The following is an 18,388-nucleotide window of genomic DNA, read 5'->3' as shown; positions in this document are numbered from 1 at the left end:
GTCAGCGCTTGCTGAACTGCGACGCCTTGCGAGCCTTCTTGAGACCAGCCTTCTTGCGCTCCACGACGCGGGCGTCGCGGGTGAGCAGGCCGGCCTTCTTGAGCGCCGGGCGGTTGGCCTCGACGTCGATGCCGTTGAGCGAGCGCGCCACGCCGAGGCGCAGGGCGCCGGCCTGGCCGGCGATGCCGCCGCCGTGGATGCGGGCGATCACGTCGAAGCGGCCCTCGAGCTGCAGCTCGACGAACGGCTCGTTGGCGATCTGCTGGTGCAGCTTGTTCGGGAAGTAGCTGTCCATCGTGCGGCCGTTGATGGTCCACTCGCCGGTGCCCGGGACGATGCGGACGCGGGCGACGGCCTCCTTGCGACGGCCGGTCGCCGCGCCGGGCGCGATGGTGGCCGGGCGGGCGGGGGTGTCGGCCGAGGCGTCGCTCTCGGACGTGTAGGCGACGCCGTCGGCGTCGGTCTCGAAGGTCTCCTCGACCTCGGTGGTGTTCTCAGTCATCTGTGAGTCCTCAGTCACTGGGAGATCTGCGAGATCTCGAACGGGGTGGCCTGCTGGGCCAGGTGCGGGTGGTCGGGGCCTCCGTAGACCTTCAGCTTCTTCAGCATCTGGCGACCGAGCTTGTTCTTGGGGAGCATGCCCCACACCGCGTTCTCGATGGCCTTGCGCGGGTCCTTCTCGAGGAGCTCGCCGAACGGGGTGGCCGAGAGGCCGCCCGGGTAGCCGGAGTGGCGGTAGGCCATCTTGGTGGTCTTCTTGGTCCCCGACAGCGACACCTTCGAGGCGTTCACGATGATCACGAAGTCGCCCATGTCCATGTGAGGAGCAAAGGTCGGCTTGTGCTTGCCGCGGAGGAGGTTCGCGGTCTGGACGGCGAGGCGGCCCAGGACCACGTCGGTGGCGTCGATGACGAGCCACTCACGCTGGATGTCAGCGGGCTTGGGGCTGTACGTGCGCACGGCGGTATCCCGTTCTGGTTCGTTGGTCCCGCTCCTCGGTCGAGGAGCGGAGGTCGTGCTGCGGCTTCTGACGAACACGGCCCGGATCGCTCCCTGCTCAGCAGGGATGACGTCCGGATCTGCACCCGCCCCCGGAGAGGACGGACGCGGCAGGAGTCGCGACCAGCAAGAGTACGGCGCGTCGGCGCGGGGGGTCAAAACGGCGCGGGACCATGATGGGGCCGTGCGCAACGGCGGTGTGTCCTTCTGGTGGCAGCAGGTCGGGCTGCCCTCCCCCGCCGACCGGCTCGAGGGTGGCACGACCTGCGACGTCGCGATCGTCGGGGGCGGCCTGACCGGGCTCTGGACGGCGTACTACCTCCACGAGGCCGACCCGTCCCTCGACATCCGCGTGCTCGAGGCCGAGTTCGCCGGCTTCGGGGCGTCGGGGCGCAACGGCGGCTGGCTGTCGTCGGAGCTGGCGGGCAGCGCCGCGACGTACGCCGCCGTGGCGGGCGAGGCCGGCGTCCAGCGGCTGCGGGCCGAGCTCCGCGCGAGCGTCGACGAGGTCGTCGACGTCACCGACCGGGAGGGCATCGACGCCGACGTGGTCCGCAGCGGCGTGCTCTACGTCGCCCGCTCGCAGGCCCAGGCGGGACGGCTCGCCGGCGAGCTCGACGCGAGGCAGGTCGCCGAGCGGATCAGGGTCGCGGGTGCGCTGTCCGGCCACTTCGACCCCGACTGCGCGCGCGTGCACCCCGCGAAGCTGGTGTCCGGGGTGGCCCGGGTCGTGCGCGAGCGCGGCGTGCGCATCCACGAGGGCACCCGCGTGACGTCGGTCGGGCCCGGCGTCGTGCGCACCGAGCGGGGCACCGTCCGGGCGCCGGTCGTGCTGCGCTGCCTGGAGGGATTCACCGCCGGGCTGGCCGGGCACCGCCGCGACTGGCTGCCGATGAACTCCGCCATCGTGGTGACCGCTCCCCTGACCGACGCCCAGTGGGACGCCGTCGGCTGGTCGGGCGAGGAGCTCCTCGGCGACGAGGCGCACGCCTACTGCTACGCCCAGCGCACGGCCGACGGCCGGATCGCGCTCGGCGGACGCGGGGTGCCGTACCGCTTCGGGTCCCGCACGGACGTCGACGGCCGCACCCAGGACTGGACGGTCGAGTCGCTGCGCACGACCCTGACGTCCCTCTTCCCCGCCCTCGAGGGGATCCGCTTCGACCACGCCTGGTGCGGCGTCCTCGGCGTGCCGCGCGACTGGAGCGCGAGCGTGTCCTTCGACCCCGCGACCGGGCTCGGCCACGCCGGCGGCTACGTCGGATCGGGCCTCACCGCGACCAACCTCGCGGGCCGCACGCTGCGCGACCTCGTCCTCGGCCGCAGCACCGACCTGACCGCCCTCCCGTGGACCGGGCACGACGTGCGGCGCTGGGAGCCTGAGCCGCTGCGGTGGCTCGGCGTGCACGCGCTCTACCGCCTCTACCGCGCCGCCGACAGGCGCGAGGACGCCGGGCTGACCCGCACGAGCCGGATCGCCCGGGTGGCCAACCGGGTGGCGGGTCGGTGACGTCCTACCGAAGTAGGGGTCGGGTCCCATGGTGGACACCTGGTTCGCGACGTGCGGAGTCACCCGACTAAGTTGGGCAGGACAACTAGACGTGCACATACGTAGTGAACAGGAGCCGACGTGACCGACGTTGCGGCCAAGGATTCCCTGACTGTCACCGACAACCGGACCGGTCAGACGTACGACCTCGCGATCACCGACAACACGATCGCGGCCAAGGACCTGGGGCAGATCCGCCTCACCGACGACGAGCCCGGACTCGCCACCTACGACCCGGGCTTCGTGAACACCGCGTCGTGCCGCTCGGCCGTCACCTTCATCGACGGCGACAAGGGCATCCTCGAGTACCGCGGGTACCCGATCGAGCAGCTCGCCGAGAAGTCGAACTTCCTCGAGGTGGCCTACCTCCTCATCCACGGCGAGCTCCCCACCAAGGAGCAGTACGACTCCTGGGTGCACGAGATCACCTACCACACGTTCGTCCACGAGAACGTGAAGACCTTCATGCAGGGCTTCCGCTACGACGCCCACCCGATGGGCATGCTGATGGCCTCGGTCGGCGCGCTGTCGACGTTCTACCCCGACGCCCGCAACATCAGCGACGCCGACAACCGCCACATGCAGATCGTCCGCATGATCGCGAAGATGCCGACCCTCGGCGCCTGGTCGTTCCGCCACGCGCAGGGCAAGCCCTACGTCTATCCCGACAACGACCTCGGCTACACCGCCAACTTCCTCTCGATGCTCTTCAAGATGAGCGAGTCGAAGTTCGAGGCCGACCCGCGCCTGGTCAAGGCCCTCGACGTGCTCTTCATCCTGCACGCCGACCACGAGCAGAACTGCTCGACCAACGCGGTCCGCTCCGTCGGCTCCTCGCAGGTCGACCCCTACTCCGCCGTCGCGGCCGGGGTGGGCGCGCTCTACGGCCCGCTCCACGGTGGCGCCAACGAGGCGGTGCTGCGGATGCTCAAGCGCATCGGCAGCAAGGAGAACATCCCCGCCTTCATCGAGGGCGTGAAGAACGGCAACGAGCGCCTCATGGGCTTCGGCCACCGGGTCTACAAGAACTTCGACCCGCGCGCCACGATCATCAAGAAGGCCTGCGACGACGTCTTCGAGGTCACCGGGGTCAACCCGCTCCTCGAGATCGCCAAGGAGCTGGAGAAGATCGCGCTCGAGGACGAGTACTTCGTCAAGCGCAAGCTCTACCCCAACGTGGACTTCTACTCGGGCCTGATCTACGAGGCCTTCCAGTTCCCGCCGGAGATGTTCACGGTGCTCTTCGCCATCGGCCGCACGCCGGGCTGGCTGGCTCAGTGGTCCGAGCTGGTGCAGGACAAGGACCAGAAGATCGCCCGTCCGAAGCAGATCTACACCGGCGACCGCGAGCTCACCTTCACGGCCGCCTCCGAGCGCTGGGCGTGACCACCAGCTCGTAGCAGCCCGACGAGAGCCCCCGGCCCCTGGCCGGGGGCTCTCGCCTTCTGACGCGCCGCAGGCAGACGTCACTACACTCCGGCAGCGTGGGGACGACGACGCCCGGAGGCCTGGCCCCGCTGCTGCGCAGGCTGCGTGAGGCCGCCGGGTTGTCACAGGAGGAGCTGGCCGGGCGCTCCGGCCTCAGCGTGCACGCCATCAGCGCGCTCGAACGCGGCACCCGCACACGTCCCTACCCGCACACGCTCCGCTCGCTCGCAGCCGCTCTCGGGCTGACCGAGGACGAACGCACCCGCCTCTTCGGGTCCGTGCCGGCACGCGGCGCGCACGCCGCGGCGGTCGACGTCGAGGCCGTGACCCCACGCGGGCTCCCGAGGCCGGTGACCGATCTGGTGGGCCGCGAGGAGGACGTCGAGCAGGTCGCAGAGCTGCTGAGCACCAGCAGGCTCGTCACCCTCAGCGGTCCTGGCGGAGTCGGCAAGACCCGGCTCGCGCTCGCGGTCGCGACGCGCGTGAGCAACCGATTCGCCGACGGGGTCGCCCTCGTCGAGCTGGCTCCGCTGCTCGACCGCGACCAGGTGCTGTCCGCGGTCGCGGACGCCGTCGAGGCCGGCCGAGACCCCGGCCGCGCGGTCCTCGACGGAGTCGTCGAGCGGCTGGGTGGGCGCCAGCTGCTGCTCGTCCTGGACAACATGGAGCACCTCCTCGCCGCTGCTCCCGAGGTCGTGGCTCTCGTGGAGGCCGTGCCGGACCTGAAGGTCCTCACGACCAGCCGTGCCCCCCTCCGCGTGCGGGGTGAGAAGGAGTACGCCGTCGAGCCGCTCGATGCGACCCCGCTTCCCGACGGATCCGCCTCGCCCGCGGCGCTGCTGCTGCTCGACCGGGCGCAGAGGGTCAGTCCCACCTGGGGTGAGCGGTCGTCCGACGCGGACGCTGTCGCCGCCATCTGTGAGCGGCTCGCCGGTCTCCCCCTCGCCCTCGAGCTGGCGGCCGCCCGCGCGCGCGTCCTGGACCCCACCTCGCTCCTCGACCGCCTCGACTCGGCGTTGCGCTCCGGTCCACGCGACCTGCCGGCACGCCAACGCACGATGCGGACGACGCTCGACTGGAGCAACGGTCTTCTCGACGAGCCGGCTCAGCAGCTCGTGCGCCTCACCGGGGTCTTCGTCGGCGGCACCACGCTGGCCGACCTCGAGTCGGTGGCCCACCTCGCCGGCGCGACCTACGACGTCAGCGAGGCACTCGAGTCGCTGGTCGAGCACTCCCTCGTCGTCGCCGAGCCGTCGGGTCGTGTCCGGATGCTCGAGCCGGTCGCCCAGTACGCGCGTGACCTGCTGCACGAGTCGGGCGAGTGGGACGCGGCCGCCCGAGCACACGCCGCGCACTACCTGGCTCTCGCAGAGCAGACCGCACCCAGCTATCGCCGGGGCGACCAGGTCTCGGCCCTGACCCGCATCGACCTCGACCACGCGAACCTGTCGGCGGCCGCGGAGCGCAGCCTTGCCTCGGAGGACCTCGAGACGCCGGCCCGCATCGCCTGGGCACTGTGGCTCTACTGGTGGCTGCGGGGGCACCACGCGCACGGGCGGCGACTGTCCGAGGCGGTGCTCGCGCGCCACGACGAGTCGGCGGACGGGCTGGACTCGCTGGTCGTGGCCCGCACGGCGCTGGCGGCGGCGACGATGGCGTTCGCCATGGATGAAGTCGACGGCGCCGCGCGATGGTGGCAACGCGCGGCACGTCACGGCTCCTCCGACGACGTGGTCGCCGCCAACAGCGTCGCGGGCTCCGGCCTCGTCGCACTCGCTCGCGGTGACCTCGTGGTGGCGGAGGGGCTGTTCCGTGAGGCCGTGCGCCACGCCGAGGCGGCCGGCGACGAGGGCGAGTGGACGTGGGCACTCAGCCACGTGTGGCTCGGCACGGTGATGCTGTTGCGGGGACGCCCCGAAGAAGCCGTGGACCTGGCGCAGGCCGGCCTGCGGTCGGCATCGGCGCGCCACGACCGGCTGTCGAGCTACATCGCCCTCTACAACCTCTTCCAGGCGGAGCTGGCCCGCGGGGACCACGCGGCCGCGCGCCTCCACCTGCAGGACGGCGTGCGACTCTCGCTCGAGACGGGCGACCAGGGCAACCTGGCCTACCTGCTCGACGCCGGGGCCGTCCTTGCCGCAGCGGCCGGGCAGCACGCGCGCGTCCCCCTGCTGCTCGGCGCGGCCCAGGCGACGCGCGAGTCCCTCGGCTCCTTCGGCTACGGCTACTACCGCCCCGACCCCTCAGCGATCGCGGCCGCCGAGGCAGACGCCCGCAGCCACCTGGGCGGCGATCGCTTCGACGACGCGCTCGACACCGGGCGCGGACTCGGCGCCGCGGAGGCTGCGGCCATGCTCAGCGGCGCCTGACCGCTGACGACCCGTCGCGCGCCACCCGCACACCACCCGTACACCCCACGCTGTCCGTGGTCCGTGACGGCGGTCGGTCCCAAGGTGGAGGCACACGGCACCCACCGGTGCACCACCTCCAGGACGGGAGCAACCATGAGCGCCACGACCGACCTGCCGGACCTGAGGGTCGCCGGGGCCAGGGACCGCGACTTCGCGGCCTACGTCGACGAGCGACGCCCGGCGCTCCTGCGCTGGGCCCGCGCGGTGGCGGGCGACCCGCACACCGCCGAGGACCTGCTGCAGACCTCGCTCGTGCGTGTCCTGCCCCACTGGGGCCGGCTGCGCGACGCGGCCGCGGCGGACGCCTACGTGCGACGCGCCATCCTCCACCAGCACGTCAGCTGGCAGCGCCAGAGGTGGCGCCGCTCGGAGGCGCCCACGGACCTGCTGCCCGAGCCCGACACGTCGCACGACACCCGCCACACCCCGGAGCCACCCGGCCCTGACCTCGGTGTCGAGCTGTGGCGGTTGGTGAACGTCCTGCCCACCCAGCAGCGGGCCACCGTGGCGCTGCGGTTCTACGAGGGACTCAGCGTCGCGGAGACCGCGACCGTGCTCGGGTGCTCGTCCGGCACGGTCAAGTCCAACACCAGCCGTGCCCTCGCCGCGCTCCGTCGGCGCGCCGCCCACTCCGCGCTCGCCGGTTGACCCCTCCGGTTCCCCGGGACCGCCCGTCCGACCGACCTGTCCGTCTCCACCCACCACTCACCTGAGGAGCTCCCATGTCCCCGTCCAGCTGGCTTCCCGACGACTTCCACCACCCGCAGCGGGTCGAGGTCGCCTTCGGCCACCACCTGCGCCCGATCACCCCCGCCGACACCGATCTGGACATGGTGGCCGTCATGGGATCGCGTGAGCGGTTGTGGAGCATCTACGGCGAGGCATGGGGCTGGCCCCCGGCCCACATGACCCACGAGGCCGACCGTGAGGACCTGGCCCGGCACGCGGCGGAGATGGAGACCCACCAGTCCTTCAACTACGCCCTCTTCGACACCGATGAGACAGCCCTCCTCGGCTGCGTCTACATCGACCCGCCGGAGAAGCCCGGCGCGGACGCCGAGATCTCCTGGTGGGTGGTGGACGAGTGCGTCGACACGCTGCTCGCGCGTGCCCTGGACGAGCTGGTGCCCCGCTGGATCGCCGAGTCGTGGCCGCTCGCGAGTCCACGCTACGTCGGCCGCGACCTGTCCTGGGCGGCCTGGATGGCGTTGCCCGACCTGCCGCGCTGAGGTTTCTGCACCTTCCCAGCCGGTTCTCAGGGCATCCACAGGCTCGCGGCGCAACCTCGAAGTCATGAGCGACGGACAGAGCCCCTACCAGCCCTCCGAGCAGGGCCCCCAGCAGGACCCGCAGCACACCACCCCGCACCACCCCCAGCAGAACCCCTTCACGCAGGCGTCCTCCGGGTGGTCCGGCGGCGACCAGCCCGGCGGTGGGCTCGCCGCCCCACCTCGTCCCGCCGAGCCGCGGAAGCGTCGTCGTACGGGCCTCGCCGCCGCGGTCGTCGCGACCTCGCTCGTCTTCGGTGCCGGTGCCGGCGTCGGCGGTGCGGCCTTCTGGGACGCCACGCACGACGACTCCGCCACCAGCTCGCAGGCCGACCAGGTCGCGACGTCGCCGGTCTCCCAGACCCAGGCCCCGGCGGCCGACGGGTCCGTGGAGTCGGTGGCCCAGAAGGTGCTGCCGAGCGTGGTGAAGATCGACGTCACGACCGCCGAGGGCGGCGCTTCCGGCTCCGGCATCATCCTCACCGCCGACGGCACGATCCTGACGAACAACCACGTGGTCGAGGGCGCGGAGCCGGGGTCGCTGAAGGTCTCCTTCGCCGACGGCACGACCGCCGACGCCGAGGTCCTCGGCACCGACCCGCTCACCGACACGGCCGTGATCAAGGCCCAGGACGTCTCGGGCCTGACGCCCGCGACGATCGGCAAGTCCGCCAACCTGGGCGTCGGCCAGGGCGTCGTCGCGATCGGCTCGCCCTTCGGCCTCGACGCCACCGTGACGAGCGGCATCGTCAGTGCGCTCGACCGCCCGGTCAACGTCGGCTCCGACGACCAAGGCAACTCCACCACGTACCCCGCGATCCAGACCGACGCGGCGATCAACCCGGGCAACTCCGGTGGTCCGCTCGTCGACATGAACGGCGCCGTGATCGGCATCAACTCCTCGATCCGCACCGCGTCGTCGAGCTCGGGCTTCGGCTCGTCGGGCCAGTCGGGCTCGATCGGCCTCGGCTTCGCGATCCCGATCGACGAGGTCATGCCGATCGTCGACCAGATGGCCAAGGGCGAGACCCCGACCCACGCACGCCTCGGCATCCAGGTCGGCAACCCCACCACCGGTGACGAGTCCGGTGCGGTCGTGTCCGACGTGACGGCTGGCTCCACCGCCCAGAAGGCCGGGCTGGGCTCGGGCGACGTGATCACCAAGGTCGACGACCAGCGCATCACGGGTGCCGACTCCCTCGTCGCCACCATCCGCTCCTACCGTCCGGGCGACACCGTCAGCGTCACCTGGACGAGCGGTGGCAAGGAGCAGAGCGCGGACCTCGTGCTCGACTCCGACGCCACCTCGACGAACGGCTGACCCCTACCCCTCCGGGGGACCTCCGTCGTCAGGCTCAGGCCGGCCGCGCCATGATGGTGCGGCCGGCCTGATCCGTCTTCTACCGAGGAGTCACATGCAGCTCGAGCTGAGCCCGTCCGACGCCGAGTTCCGGGACCGCATGCGGGAGTTCTTCACCAGCAAGGTCCCGCAGGAGATCCGCGACACCGTCCTCGAGGGGCGCCACCTCTCCCGCGACCAGATCGTGGAGAGCCAGCGGATCCTCAACGCCGAGGGCCTCGCCGTGCCGCACTGGCCGACCGAGTGGGGCGGGCAGGACTGGACCGAGCTCCAGCGGCACCTCTGGCACGAGGAGATGCAGCGCGCCGGGGTGCCGATCCCGCTGGCCTTCAACGCCTCCATGATCGGCCCCGTGATCGCGCAGTTCGGCAGCGAGGAGCAGAAGCAGCGCTTCCTGCCCGACACCGCCAACCTCGACATCTGGTGGTCGCAGGGCTTCTCCGAGCCCGACGCCGGCTCCGACCTCGCGAGCCTGCGCACCAGCGCCGTGCGCGACGGCGACGACTGGGTCGTCAACGGCCAGAAGACCTGGACGACGCTCGGGCAGTACGGCGACTGGATCTTCACGCTCGTGCGCACCGACCCCGAGGTGAAGAAGCAGCAGGGCATCTCGATGCTGCTCATCGACATGACCACGCCCGGCGTCGAGGTCCGCCCGATCGAGCTGATCGACGGCGGCCACGAGGTCAACGAGGTCTGGTTCACCGACGTCCGCGTGCCCGGCGACAACATGGTCGGCGAGCTCAACAGCGGCTGGACGCAGGCCAAGTTCCTGCTCGGCAACGAGCGGGTCGGCGTCGCGCCGGTCGGTGCCACGAAGCGGGCGCTGGCCACCCTCAAGCAGACCGCCGCGGACCAGATGCAGGACCCGCTCGTGCGGGCTCGCGTCGCGGAGCTGGAGAACGAGCTGCTCGCCCTCGAGCTCACCGCCCTGCGCGTCGTCGCCAACTCCTCCGACGGCGCGCCGCACCCGGCGTCGTCGGTGCTCAAGCTCAAGGGCACCGAGCTCCAGCAGGCCGTCAGCGAGCTCGCGCTCGAGCTCGCCGGACCTGCGTCGCTGGCGTCGCGAGCGGGCGACGACTCACCGCAGGAAGGCTGGGCACGGCGGTCCGCACCGACCTACCTCAACCTCCGCAAGGCCTCGATCTACGGCGGGTCCAACGAGATCCAGCGCCAGATCATCAGCCGCACCATCCTGGGACTCTGAGGGAGCAACGACGATGGACTTCACCTACGACGACGAGCAGCAGGCCCTGCGCGAGGCCGTCCGCGGCCTCCTCAATGGGGCGTACGCCGACCACGAGGCGCGCCGGCGCACGGTGGCCGAGGAGCCGGGCTTCGACCGCGCCCTCTGGGGCAGGCTGGCCGAGATGGGCGTCCTCGGGCTGCCCTTCAGCGAGGCCGACGGCGGCGTCGGGGCCGGGCCGGTCGAGATCGGCATCGTGTGCCAGGAGCTCGGCCGCGTGCTCGCGCCGGAGCCCTACCTCGCCACGGTCGTGCACGCGGGCGGCCTGGTCGCCGCGGTCGGCACGCCTGAGCAGAAGGCCGACCTGCTGGGCCGGCTGAGCTCCGGGGAGATCGTGCTCGCCGCGGCCGACACCTCCCCCGGTGGACGCTGGGCCTCGCGCGCGGACGGCGTCCGCGCCACCGTCTCCGGCGGCGACTGGACGCTCGACGGAGTGGCCGACCCGGTCGTCGGCGGCGAGTCGGCCGACCACCTGGTCGTGACCGCGGCCCTGCCTGACGACGGCGGCACCGGTGTCTTCCTCGTGGCTGCGTCCGCAGCCACCGTGACGGGATACGCGACGGCCGACCTCACCCGCGCTGCCAGCGTCACCTTCGACGGCAGTGCGGCCACGCCGCTCGGCGAGCCCGGACGCGACCTGTCCGCCAGCATCGCCACGATCAGCGACCTCACCCGGATCATGGGCGCCAACCAGGCGCTCGGCGTGATGCAGAGCCAGGTGCGGGCGACGACCGACTACCTGAAGTCGCGCAAGCAGTTCGGGGTCACGCTCAACACCTTCCAGGCGCTGAACTTCCGCGCCGCCGACATGTACGTCTCCCTCGAGCTCGCGACCAGCCTCGTCGACTGGGCGACGATGACGATCGCCGGCGGCGACCCCGAGGCTGTCGCCGACGCAGCCGACCGGGTGGGGCTGCAGGTCAGCCGGTCCGGGCGCCACATCGGCCAGGAGGCGATCCAGCTGCACGGCGGCATCGGGATGACCGCGGAGTACGCCGTCGGCGTCGGCACCGCGCACCTGACCGTCCTGGAGCAGTGGCTCGGCAACGGCTCGCACCACCTCACCCGCCTGGCCGCGCGCGTCGACGACCACGAGCTGGTCGAGGCGCTCTAGGCATGGACCTCTCGCTCACCGAGGAGCAGCAGGCCTTCCGGTCGCTGGCGCGCGACTTCCTCGAGCGCGAGGCGGTCCCGCACCGGATGCAGTGGGACCACGACGAGTCGGTCGACCTCGCGATCGTGCCCCGGATGGCCGAGCTCGGCTTCTTCGGGCTCACCATCCCGGAGGAGTACGGCGGCGTCGGCGGCGACTACGTGACGTACTCCCTCGCGATGGAGGAGCTCGGCCGCGCCGACTCCGCGCTGCGCGGGATCGTCTCGGTCAGCAGCGGGCTCGTCGGCAAGTCGATCCTCTTCCACGGCACCGAGGAGCAGAAGCAGGAGTGGCTGCCCGCGCTCGCGTCCGCGACGAAGCTCGGGTGCTTCGGGCTCACCGAGCCCGGCACCGGCTCGGACGCCGGCAACCTCACCTCGCGCGCCACCCGGGACGGCGACGACTGGGTGGTCAACGGCCAGAAGCTCTTCATCACCAACGGCACCTGGGCCGACGTCGCCCTCGTCTTCGCCCGCACCAGCGACGACGGCCCGCGCGGGGTGACCGCGTTCCTCGTGCCGACCGACTCCCCCGGCTTCCGCGCCCGCGAGGTGAAGAACAAGCTCGGCCTGCGCGGCCAGGCGACGGCCGAGCTGTTCCTCGACGACGTACGGCTCCCGGACTCCGCGCGCCTCGGCGAGGTCGGCCAGGGCTTCAAGATCGCGATGGGCACCCTCGACAAGGGGCGCCTCGCGGTGGCCTCCGGCTGCGTCGGCATCGTGCAGGGCTGCCTCGAGGCGTCGGTGGCGTACGCCGCCGAGCGCACGCAGTTCGGCAAGCCGATCGCGTCGTTCCAGCTCGTGCAGGACCTGATCGCCGACATGTCCGTCGACGCCGACGCGGCCCGCCTCCTGGCGTGGCGCTGCGCCGACCTGATCGACCGCGGCGAGCCCTACGGCACCGCCGCGTCCAAGGCCAAGCTCTTCGCGTCCGAGGCCGCGGTCCGCGCCGCCAACAACGCGATCCAGGTGCACGGCGGGGCGGGCTACGTCGACGACTTCCCGGTCGCGAAGTACCTGCGGGACGCCCGCGTGATGACGCTCTACGAAGGCACCTCGCAGATCCAGAAGCTGCTCATCGGGCGCGCGGAGACGGGCATCAGCGCGTTCTGAGCGGCGGGCCGACCACGCGGCGCTGCTCGGCACCCTCGATCGAGTCCATCGCGCGGGGATCGGGGACCTGCCCCGGCGACAGGCCGGCGAGGTAGTCGCGCTGGCCGCGGAAGAACTCCTCGATGCCACCGGGCGTGACCACGGTGACGAACCGGCACGGTGCCGCGCCCAGGTTGGCGACGGCGTGCGGCACGGACCGCGGGAACCACAGCACGCCGCCCTCGGCGAGGACACCTCGCTCGGCCCCGACCTGGTAGTCCAGCTCTCCTTCGACCACGACGACGACCTCGTCCTCGGCGTCGTGGACGTGCAGCGGCGGCCCTCCCGCGAGGACGACCCCCTCGAGGACCGTGACGAGACCGTGCGACTCGGCTGCCGTCACCTTGAGCGACAGCAGGCTGCCGCCTCCCATGTCGAGGTCCTCGAGCGCATCCCCCGGTCGCAGGGCGTAGCCACCGTGGAAGGTCACACCCGTCAGCATCACCCTGGTGCCCTCGCGTGGCAAGGGTCCGGCGATGCGGCTCGCGCACCGGCGAAATCGGCGAATCCACCACCACACCGCGCGCGCAGTGGGAAGGTCGTGCGCGGGCAGGGACGTGGCAGCCGCGACGGACGCCCACGACTCCGGGACGGGTGGACACATGAGGATCGGCTACGCGCACGTGACCTCGACGCTGGCGCTGGTGGTGGCACTCGGCGGGACGTCGTACGCCGCCGTGCAGGTCACGGGCAAGGACGTCCTCGACGGGTCGCTGACGGGCAAGGACCTCAAGGCCGGCACCATCACGGGCAAGAACGTCAAGAACGGCGCGATCAGCAGCCAGGACGTCGCGGACGGGAGCCTCGCCGCCAAGGACTTCGCGGACGGCCAGCTCCCCGCCGGCGCGACCGGTCCGGCCGGACCTGCCGGAACCACCGGGCCGACCGGACCTGCCGGAGCCACCGGGGTGACCGGACCGGCCGGGGCGACGGGCCCGAGGGGCGCCGACGGGCCCCAGGGCCCCGTCGGGCCGGCGGGGGTCTCGGGCTACCAGGTGGTGCGCGGGACGACGGTGTCGTCGAACGGGTCCTACACCGCCCAGGCACTCTGCCCGACGGGCAAGAAGGCCATCGGCGGCGGCGGGAGCCAGGCGCAGTACATGTGGTTCCTCGACGACAGCAAGCCGCTGAGCGACGGGACCGGGTGGCAGGTCGAGTACTCGCCGGGCCCCAGCGCTCCGACGCCCGGGTTCGGCGAGGCCTGGGTGGTCTGCGTCAACGTCTCCTGAGGCCTGGCCGAGGTACGAGGAGTCCCGGACGCCGCCTCCGCGTCATCGGGCCCGGCTGACGCGTCCCTCGTCCCAGACCGGGCCGGGCGACTCGTAGACCTCGCCGTCGGCGCCGTAGACCAGGAACCGGTCGAAGCCGCGGGCGAACCAGCGGTCGTGGGTGACCGCGAGCACGGTGCCCTCGAAGGCCTCGAGCCCGGCCTCCAGCGCCTCGGCCGACTGGACGTCGAGGTTGTCGGTGGGCTCGTCGAGCAGCAGCAGGGTGGCGCCGGAGAGCTCGAGGAGCAGGATCTGGAAGCGCGCCTGCTGGCCGCCGCTCAGCGACTCGAAGGCCTGCTCGCCGGCGTGGGCGAGCTCGTAGCGGTCGAGCACCCGGCTCGCGGCCTCGCGGCCCATGCCGTCACGGTGGTCGTCGCCGCGGTGCAGGATCTCCAGCAGCGTCCGGCCGACGAGCTCGGGATGGGCGTGCGTCTGCACGAACCACCCCGGACGGACCCGGGCGCCGAGCTTGGCGTTGCCCGTGTGGCGGACCGGCTCCGGCGGGTCGCCGACCGGCTGGTGCTCGACGTCCGGGTCGCTGCCGCCGGCTGCGAGGAGACGCAGGAAGTGCGACTTGCCCGATCCGTTGGAGCCGAGCACGGCCACCCGCTCGCCGTACCAGACCTCCAGGTCGAACGGCTTCATCAGACCGGTGAGCTCGAGCCCCGTGGCCACGACGGCGCGCTTGCCGGTGCGCCCGCCCTTGAGCCGCATCGTCACCTGCTGCTCGCGCGGCTGCTCCATCGGCGGTCCGGCGTCCTCGAACTTCTTCAGCCGCGTCTGCGCCGCGCGGTACTGCGAGGACATGCCGTCGTTGTACTCCGACTTGATCTTGAGCCGCAGCACGAGCGCCTTGATCTTGGCGTGCTCCTCGTCCCAGCGCCGGCGCATCTCCTCGAAGCGCTCGAAGCGGTCGCTGCGCGCCTCGTGGTACGACGCGAAGCCGCCCGGGTGGGTCCACACGAGGTTGCCGGCGCTGCCGAGCTCGACGGTGACGATGCGGGTCGCGGTGTTGTTGAGCAGCTCGCGGTCGTGGCTGATGAACAGGATGGTCTTCGCCGACTCGCGGATCCGCTCCTCGAGCCAGATCTTGCCCGGCACGTCGAGGTAGTTGTCCGGCTCGTCGAGCAGCAGCACCTGGTCGGGGCCCCGCAGGAGGTACTCCAGCACCAGCCTCTTCTGCTCACCACCGGAGAGGGTCGACAGCAGGCGGTGGCGCGCGCGGTCGAACGGCAGCGACATCGACGCGGTGGTGCACACGTCCCAGACCACCTCGGTGTCGTAGCCGCCGGCGTCGGCGTACTCCCCCAGGGCGGTCGCGTAGGCCATCTGGGTGCGCTCGTCGTCGACGTCCATCAGCGCCAGCTCGGCGGCGTCGACGGCCTCCGCGGCCGTGCGGACCCGCGGCGGGGCCACCGAGAGCAGCAGGTCGTGGACGGTCTCGTCACCGCCGCCGTGGCCGACGAACTGGCGCATCACCCCGAGCCCGCCGGACCGGGTGACGACACCCGCGTGCGGGGTCAGGTCGCCGGTGACGATGCGCAGGAGCGTCGTCTTGCCGGCCCCGTTGGCGCCGACGAGGGCGACCTTCTGGCCGTCGCCGACCCGGAAGCTGACGTCGTCGAGCAGCACCCGCCCGTCCGGCAGCTCGTACCTCACACCGGCCACGTCCACATGTCCCACGTGGACGATTGTCGCAAGCCCGACCCCGAGTCGTCGCATGGATATGCGGTCTAGTCCACCGTTAGGGTGGCACGCATGGCCTCGACGACCACGCCCGAGCAAGCGCCCGCCACGAAGTGGAAGATCGTGGGTCCCGGACTGGTGGTGGCCGCCACCGGCGTCGGTGCGGCCGACCTGGTCGCGACGCTGATCGCGGGGCAGAAGTTCGGCTACACGCTGCTGTGGTGCGTGGTCGTCGGCTGCGTGATGAAGATCGTGCTGGTGGAGGGCGCGGGCCGCTACTCGCTGGCGACCGGAAAGACGATCTTCGAGGGCTGGCGCTCGCTCGGGGCATGGACGACGTGGTACTTCGCGCCCTACATCGTGATCTGGGGCTTCGTGTACGGCGCTGCCGCGATGGCCGGCACCGGGCTCGCCCTGCAGGGTCTCGCCGGCGGCCTGTCGACGACGTGGTTGGGCATCCTCTCCGGCGTCCTGGGCCTGCTGCTCGTGTGGACGGGGCGCTACGGGATCTTCGAGAAGGTGCTCGCGGCGCTGGTCGGGATCATGTTCGTCACGATGGTCGGCGCGGCCCTGTTGACGCTGCCCAACCTCGGTGAGCTGCTGACCGGCCTCGCGCCGCGCATCCCCGAGGACGGCCTGGTCAACACGCTGGCGCTCGCCGGCGGCGTGGGCGGCACCATCACCTTGGCGGCCTACGGCTACTGGCTGCGCGAGAAGGGCTGGAACACGCCGGAGTTCATGCGGGTCATGCGCATCGACAACACCGTCGCCTACATCGTCACCGGCATCTTCGTGCTGGCCACCCTCGTCGTCGGCGCCGAGCTGCTCTACTCGACCAGCGTCGCGATCGAGAGCGGCGACCAGGGCCTGGTCGACCTCGGCGTCGTGCTCCAGGACCGCTACGGCCAGTGGGCCGGCAAGCTCTTCCTGCTGGGCTTCTGGGCGGCGGCGATGTCGTCGCTCGTCGGTGTGTGGAACGGCGTCAGCCTGATGTTCGCCGACTTCATGCGGCACATGACCAACGGTCCCGCCGACGACGCCCGCGCCGGCGGCAGGTGGTACCGCGCCTACATCCTCTGGCTGACCTTCCCGCCGATGATCATGATGTTCCTCGGCAAGCCGGTCTGGCTGATCCTCGCCTACGGCGTCCTCGGCGCGTTCTTCATGCCGTTCCTCGCCGTCACCCTGCTGTGGCTGCTCAACACGGACCGGACGCCGGCCGAGTGGCGCAACAAGCTCCACTCCAACGTGCTGATGGTGCTCTGCGCGCTCGCCTTCGTCGCGCTCTGCGTCAACGAGGTGCGCAAGGCGGTCCAGCCCGACTGAGGCTCAGCCGATCGAGGCTCAGCCGATCGAGGCCAGGACCTGGTGCGCCGCCGGGGTCAGCTTCCGCGTCGAGCCGTCGAAGTAGAGGCCGAGGCCCTTCCGGCAGCCGTCGACCACCCCCGTGCCGCGGTAGCCGTCGGCGTCGAGGACCACGATGCGGCTGCTCAGGGACTGGTTGGCGCAGCCGCTGTCGAGGGTGGCGACCGGCGCCTGCTCGAGAGTGGTCCACCGGCTCGCGGCCGCCCCACCTGTCCAGGTCCCGCTCGCTGCGAGCAGGTCCTGCGCGTCGTAGCGGCAGAGCGTGAGCGGGCTGTCGCTCGAGGTGAGCGCCTCAGCGTCCCCGAGCGTGGCCGGGCAGCCGTGGGGGTCGACACCCACGAAGCGTCGTACGGAGTCCACGATCCGGCGGGTGAGTGCCTCGTCGGGAGTGGCCACCACGACCGTGTCCTGTCCGTCCTGCCAGTAGCCCATCCACGTCCCGTCGGGATAGTCCGGGTCCTCCCCCTCGAACCACGCCTGCCAGACGTCACCACTGGCGTAGGGCGGTTCCTCGCCGTCCAGCACCCCGATCGTCGCGCCCCAGCCGTGGGTGGGCGAGCACCCGATCCGGAAGGCGACGGTGTCCGGTCGCGCGACCCGCGGTGCATCGCCGAGCGTGCCGTCGAAGGCGCACCAGTCGGTGCCGCCGTGGCTCCAGTCGTCGGGCACGTCGAAGGTCAGGTCGTGCCAGGTCTCGGCGCGGAAGCCCTGGGGGATCGCCACCGGCGGCTGCGTGGCCACACGCGTGCCGTCCGGGTCACCCGTCCCGCTCCCGCCGCCGTCGCCCAGGGCGGTGAGCCCCCACGGCACTGCGGCCGCGACCACGCCCGCGACCGCCACCGCGAGTGTCGTACGACGCCGGCGGAGCCGTCGCCGCGCACCCGCGGCCAGCCCGGTCGCGTCGGGCGCCGCCGCGGCGTGCTCGCCGAGGGCGTCGCGCAGCCGTGCCTCGAGATCGCTCGTCCGCTCACTCATCGTCGTCTCCCAGCTCGTGTCGGAGCGTCGCGATCCCGCGGGACACGCGGGAGCGCACGCTGCCCTCGCGCACCCCGGTCAGGGCGGCGATCTCGGCGTAGTCCAGGTCCTCGTAGAACCGCAGCACCACTGCGGTGCGCTGGTCGGCCGGCAACGCCCGGCAGGCGCGCCAGAGCCGGTCGCGCTCCTCCGGCTCCACGCCGGCAGGCACCGGACGGTCGAGGACGGTGTCGACGGGCAGCTCGCGCCGGCGGAACTTTCGCCAGCCCGAGACGTTGGCGTTGACGACCATCCGGCGCACGTAGGCGTCGGGGTCCTCCACGCGTGCGATCCGCGACCAGCGCGGCAGCGCCCGGGACAGCGCGTCCTGCACGACGTCCTCGGCGTCGGTCGCACTGCCGGTGAGGACGTAGGCCAGCCGCAGGAGTCCCGGACCCCGGGCCGCGACCCAGCTGTCGAAGTCGGGCACCTCCACGCGGGTCCTCCCGAGCTCGATCAACGTCGTCATGCCCTACCAACGCCGCATCCC

At 71.9% G+C, this 18,388-nt stretch carries 17 protein-coding genes; 11 read left to right on the top strand and 6 right to left on the bottom strand.

What is annotated here, in order from left to right:
- Position 1: 1 nt before the first annotated feature.
- Positions 2–502, bottom strand: a complete 501-nt coding sequence (rpsI, locus tag BLV76_RS11885; protein WP_090969318.1) for a 30S ribosomal protein S9 — start codon at positions 500–502, stop codon at positions 2–4.
- 14 nt (positions 503–516) lie between these two features.
- Entirely contained in the window at positions 517–960 is a 444-nt protein-coding gene (gene rplM, locus BLV76_RS11880) for a 50S ribosomal protein L13 (RefSeq protein ID WP_056906648.1), read from the bottom strand.
- A gap of 223 nt (positions 961–1,183) precedes the next feature.
- Between rplM and BLV76_RS11875 the strand changes: the two genes are divergently transcribed.
- From BLV76_RS11875 to BLV76_RS11835, 9 genes are all read left to right on the top strand, one after another.
- Positions 1,184–2,509 (top strand): NAD(P)/FAD-dependent oxidoreductase, encoded by a 1,326-nt coding sequence (locus BLV76_RS11875; protein ID WP_245734645.1) that lies wholly within the window; start codon positions 1,184–1,186, stop codon positions 2,507–2,509.
- 120 nt (positions 2,510–2,629) lie between these two features.
- The gene (locus BLV76_RS11870; RefSeq protein WP_090969316.1) at positions 2,630–3,934 is read left to right on the top strand and encodes a citrate synthase; all 1,305 of its coding nucleotides are present in this window, start codon (positions 2,630–2,632) and stop codon (positions 3,932–3,934) included.
- A 98-nt stretch (positions 3,935–4,032) separates the two neighbouring features.
- Positions 4,033–6,345 carry an ATP-binding protein gene (locus tag BLV76_RS11865; RefSeq protein WP_139306555.1) on the top strand — a complete coding sequence of 771 codons (2,313 nt, stop codon included), beginning with the start codon at positions 4,033–4,035 and terminating at the stop codon, positions 6,343–6,345.
- 135 nt (positions 6,346–6,480) lie between these two features.
- Entirely contained in the window at positions 6,481–7,035 is a 555-nt protein-coding gene (locus BLV76_RS11860; protein WP_090969314.1) for a SigE family RNA polymerase sigma factor, read from the top strand.
- A gap of 74 nt (positions 7,036–7,109) precedes the next feature.
- On the top strand, positions 7,110–7,616 hold the full coding sequence (locus BLV76_RS11855) for a GNAT family N-acetyltransferase (protein WP_090969313.1): 507 nt from the start codon (positions 7,110–7,112) through the stop codon (positions 7,614–7,616).
- A 64-nt stretch (positions 7,617–7,680) separates the two neighbouring features.
- The gene (locus BLV76_RS11850) at positions 7,681–8,976 is read left to right on the top strand and encodes a S1C family serine protease (protein ID WP_090969312.1); all 1,296 of its coding nucleotides are present in this window, start codon (positions 7,681–7,683) and stop codon (positions 8,974–8,976) included.
- A gap of 94 nt (positions 8,977–9,070) precedes the next feature.
- The gene (locus BLV76_RS11845; RefSeq protein ID WP_090969311.1) at positions 9,071–10,222 is read left to right on the top strand and encodes an acyl-CoA dehydrogenase family protein; all 1,152 of its coding nucleotides are present in this window, start codon (positions 9,071–9,073) and stop codon (positions 10,220–10,222) included.
- Positions 10,223–10,235: 13 nt separating this feature from the next.
- Positions 10,236–11,375, top strand: coding sequence for an acyl-CoA dehydrogenase family protein (locus BLV76_RS11840; protein WP_090969310.1), 1,140 nt, complete (start codon positions 10,236–10,238; stop codon positions 11,373–11,375).
- Positions 11,376–11,377: 2 nt separating this feature from the next.
- On the top strand, positions 11,378–12,526 hold the full coding sequence (locus BLV76_RS11835) for an acyl-CoA dehydrogenase family protein (protein WP_090969309.1): 1,149 nt from the start codon (positions 11,378–11,380) through the stop codon (positions 12,524–12,526).
- Here the strand turns inward: BLV76_RS11835 and BLV76_RS11830 are convergent.
- A complete protein-coding gene (locus BLV76_RS11830; protein ID WP_175539646.1) occupies positions 12,513–12,995 on the bottom strand; it encodes a cupin domain-containing protein in 483 nt (160 codons plus the stop codon). The genes BLV76_RS11835 and BLV76_RS11830 overlap by 14 nt on opposite strands.
- Positions 12,996–13,167: 172 nt before the next feature.
- Here BLV76_RS11830 and BLV76_RS22535 point away from each other — a divergent pair, with 172 nt between their 5' ends.
- Positions 13,168–13,794, top strand: a complete 627-nt coding sequence (locus BLV76_RS22535; RefSeq protein WP_175539645.1) for a collagen-like protein — start codon at positions 13,168–13,170, stop codon at positions 13,792–13,794.
- Positions 13,795–13,836: 42 nt separating this feature from the next.
- On the opposite strand, the gene BLV76_RS11820 is transcribed toward BLV76_RS22535, so the two are convergent.
- Positions 13,837–15,516, bottom strand: coding sequence for an ABC-F family ATP-binding cassette domain-containing protein (locus BLV76_RS11820; RefSeq protein ID WP_090969307.1), 1,680 nt, complete (start codon positions 15,514–15,516; stop codon positions 13,837–13,839).
- Between the two features lie 75 nt (positions 15,517–15,591).
- Here BLV76_RS11820 and BLV76_RS11815 point away from each other — a divergent pair, with 75 nt between their 5' ends.
- Positions 15,592–16,845, top strand: coding sequence for an Nramp family divalent metal transporter (locus BLV76_RS11815; protein ID WP_090969306.1), 1,254 nt, complete (start codon positions 15,592–15,594; stop codon positions 16,843–16,845).
- Between the two features lie 18 nt (positions 16,846–16,863).
- Here BLV76_RS11815 and BLV76_RS11810 read toward each other — a convergent pair whose 3' ends face one another.
- Positions 16,864–17,859 carry a hypothetical protein gene (locus BLV76_RS11810; RefSeq protein WP_090969305.1) on the bottom strand — a complete coding sequence of 332 codons (996 nt, stop codon included), beginning with the start codon at positions 17,857–17,859 and terminating at the stop codon, positions 16,864–16,866.
- Positions 17,852–18,367 (bottom strand): SigE family RNA polymerase sigma factor, encoded by a 516-nt coding sequence (locus BLV76_RS11805; protein WP_090969304.1) that lies wholly within the window; start codon positions 18,365–18,367, stop codon positions 17,852–17,854. Before BLV76_RS11805 ends, BLV76_RS11810 begins: the two co-directional genes overlap by 8 nt.
- Positions 18,368–18,388 lie beyond the last annotated feature (21 nt).

Source organism: Nocardioides exalbidus, from assembly GCF_900105585.1.
GTDB classification, from domain to species: domain Bacteria; phylum Actinomycetota; class Actinomycetes; order Propionibacteriales; family Nocardioidaceae; genus Nocardioides; species Nocardioides exalbidus.
Note: the sequence above shows the minus strand (reverse complement) of the source record. Positions and strands in the feature narration are given on the sequence as shown.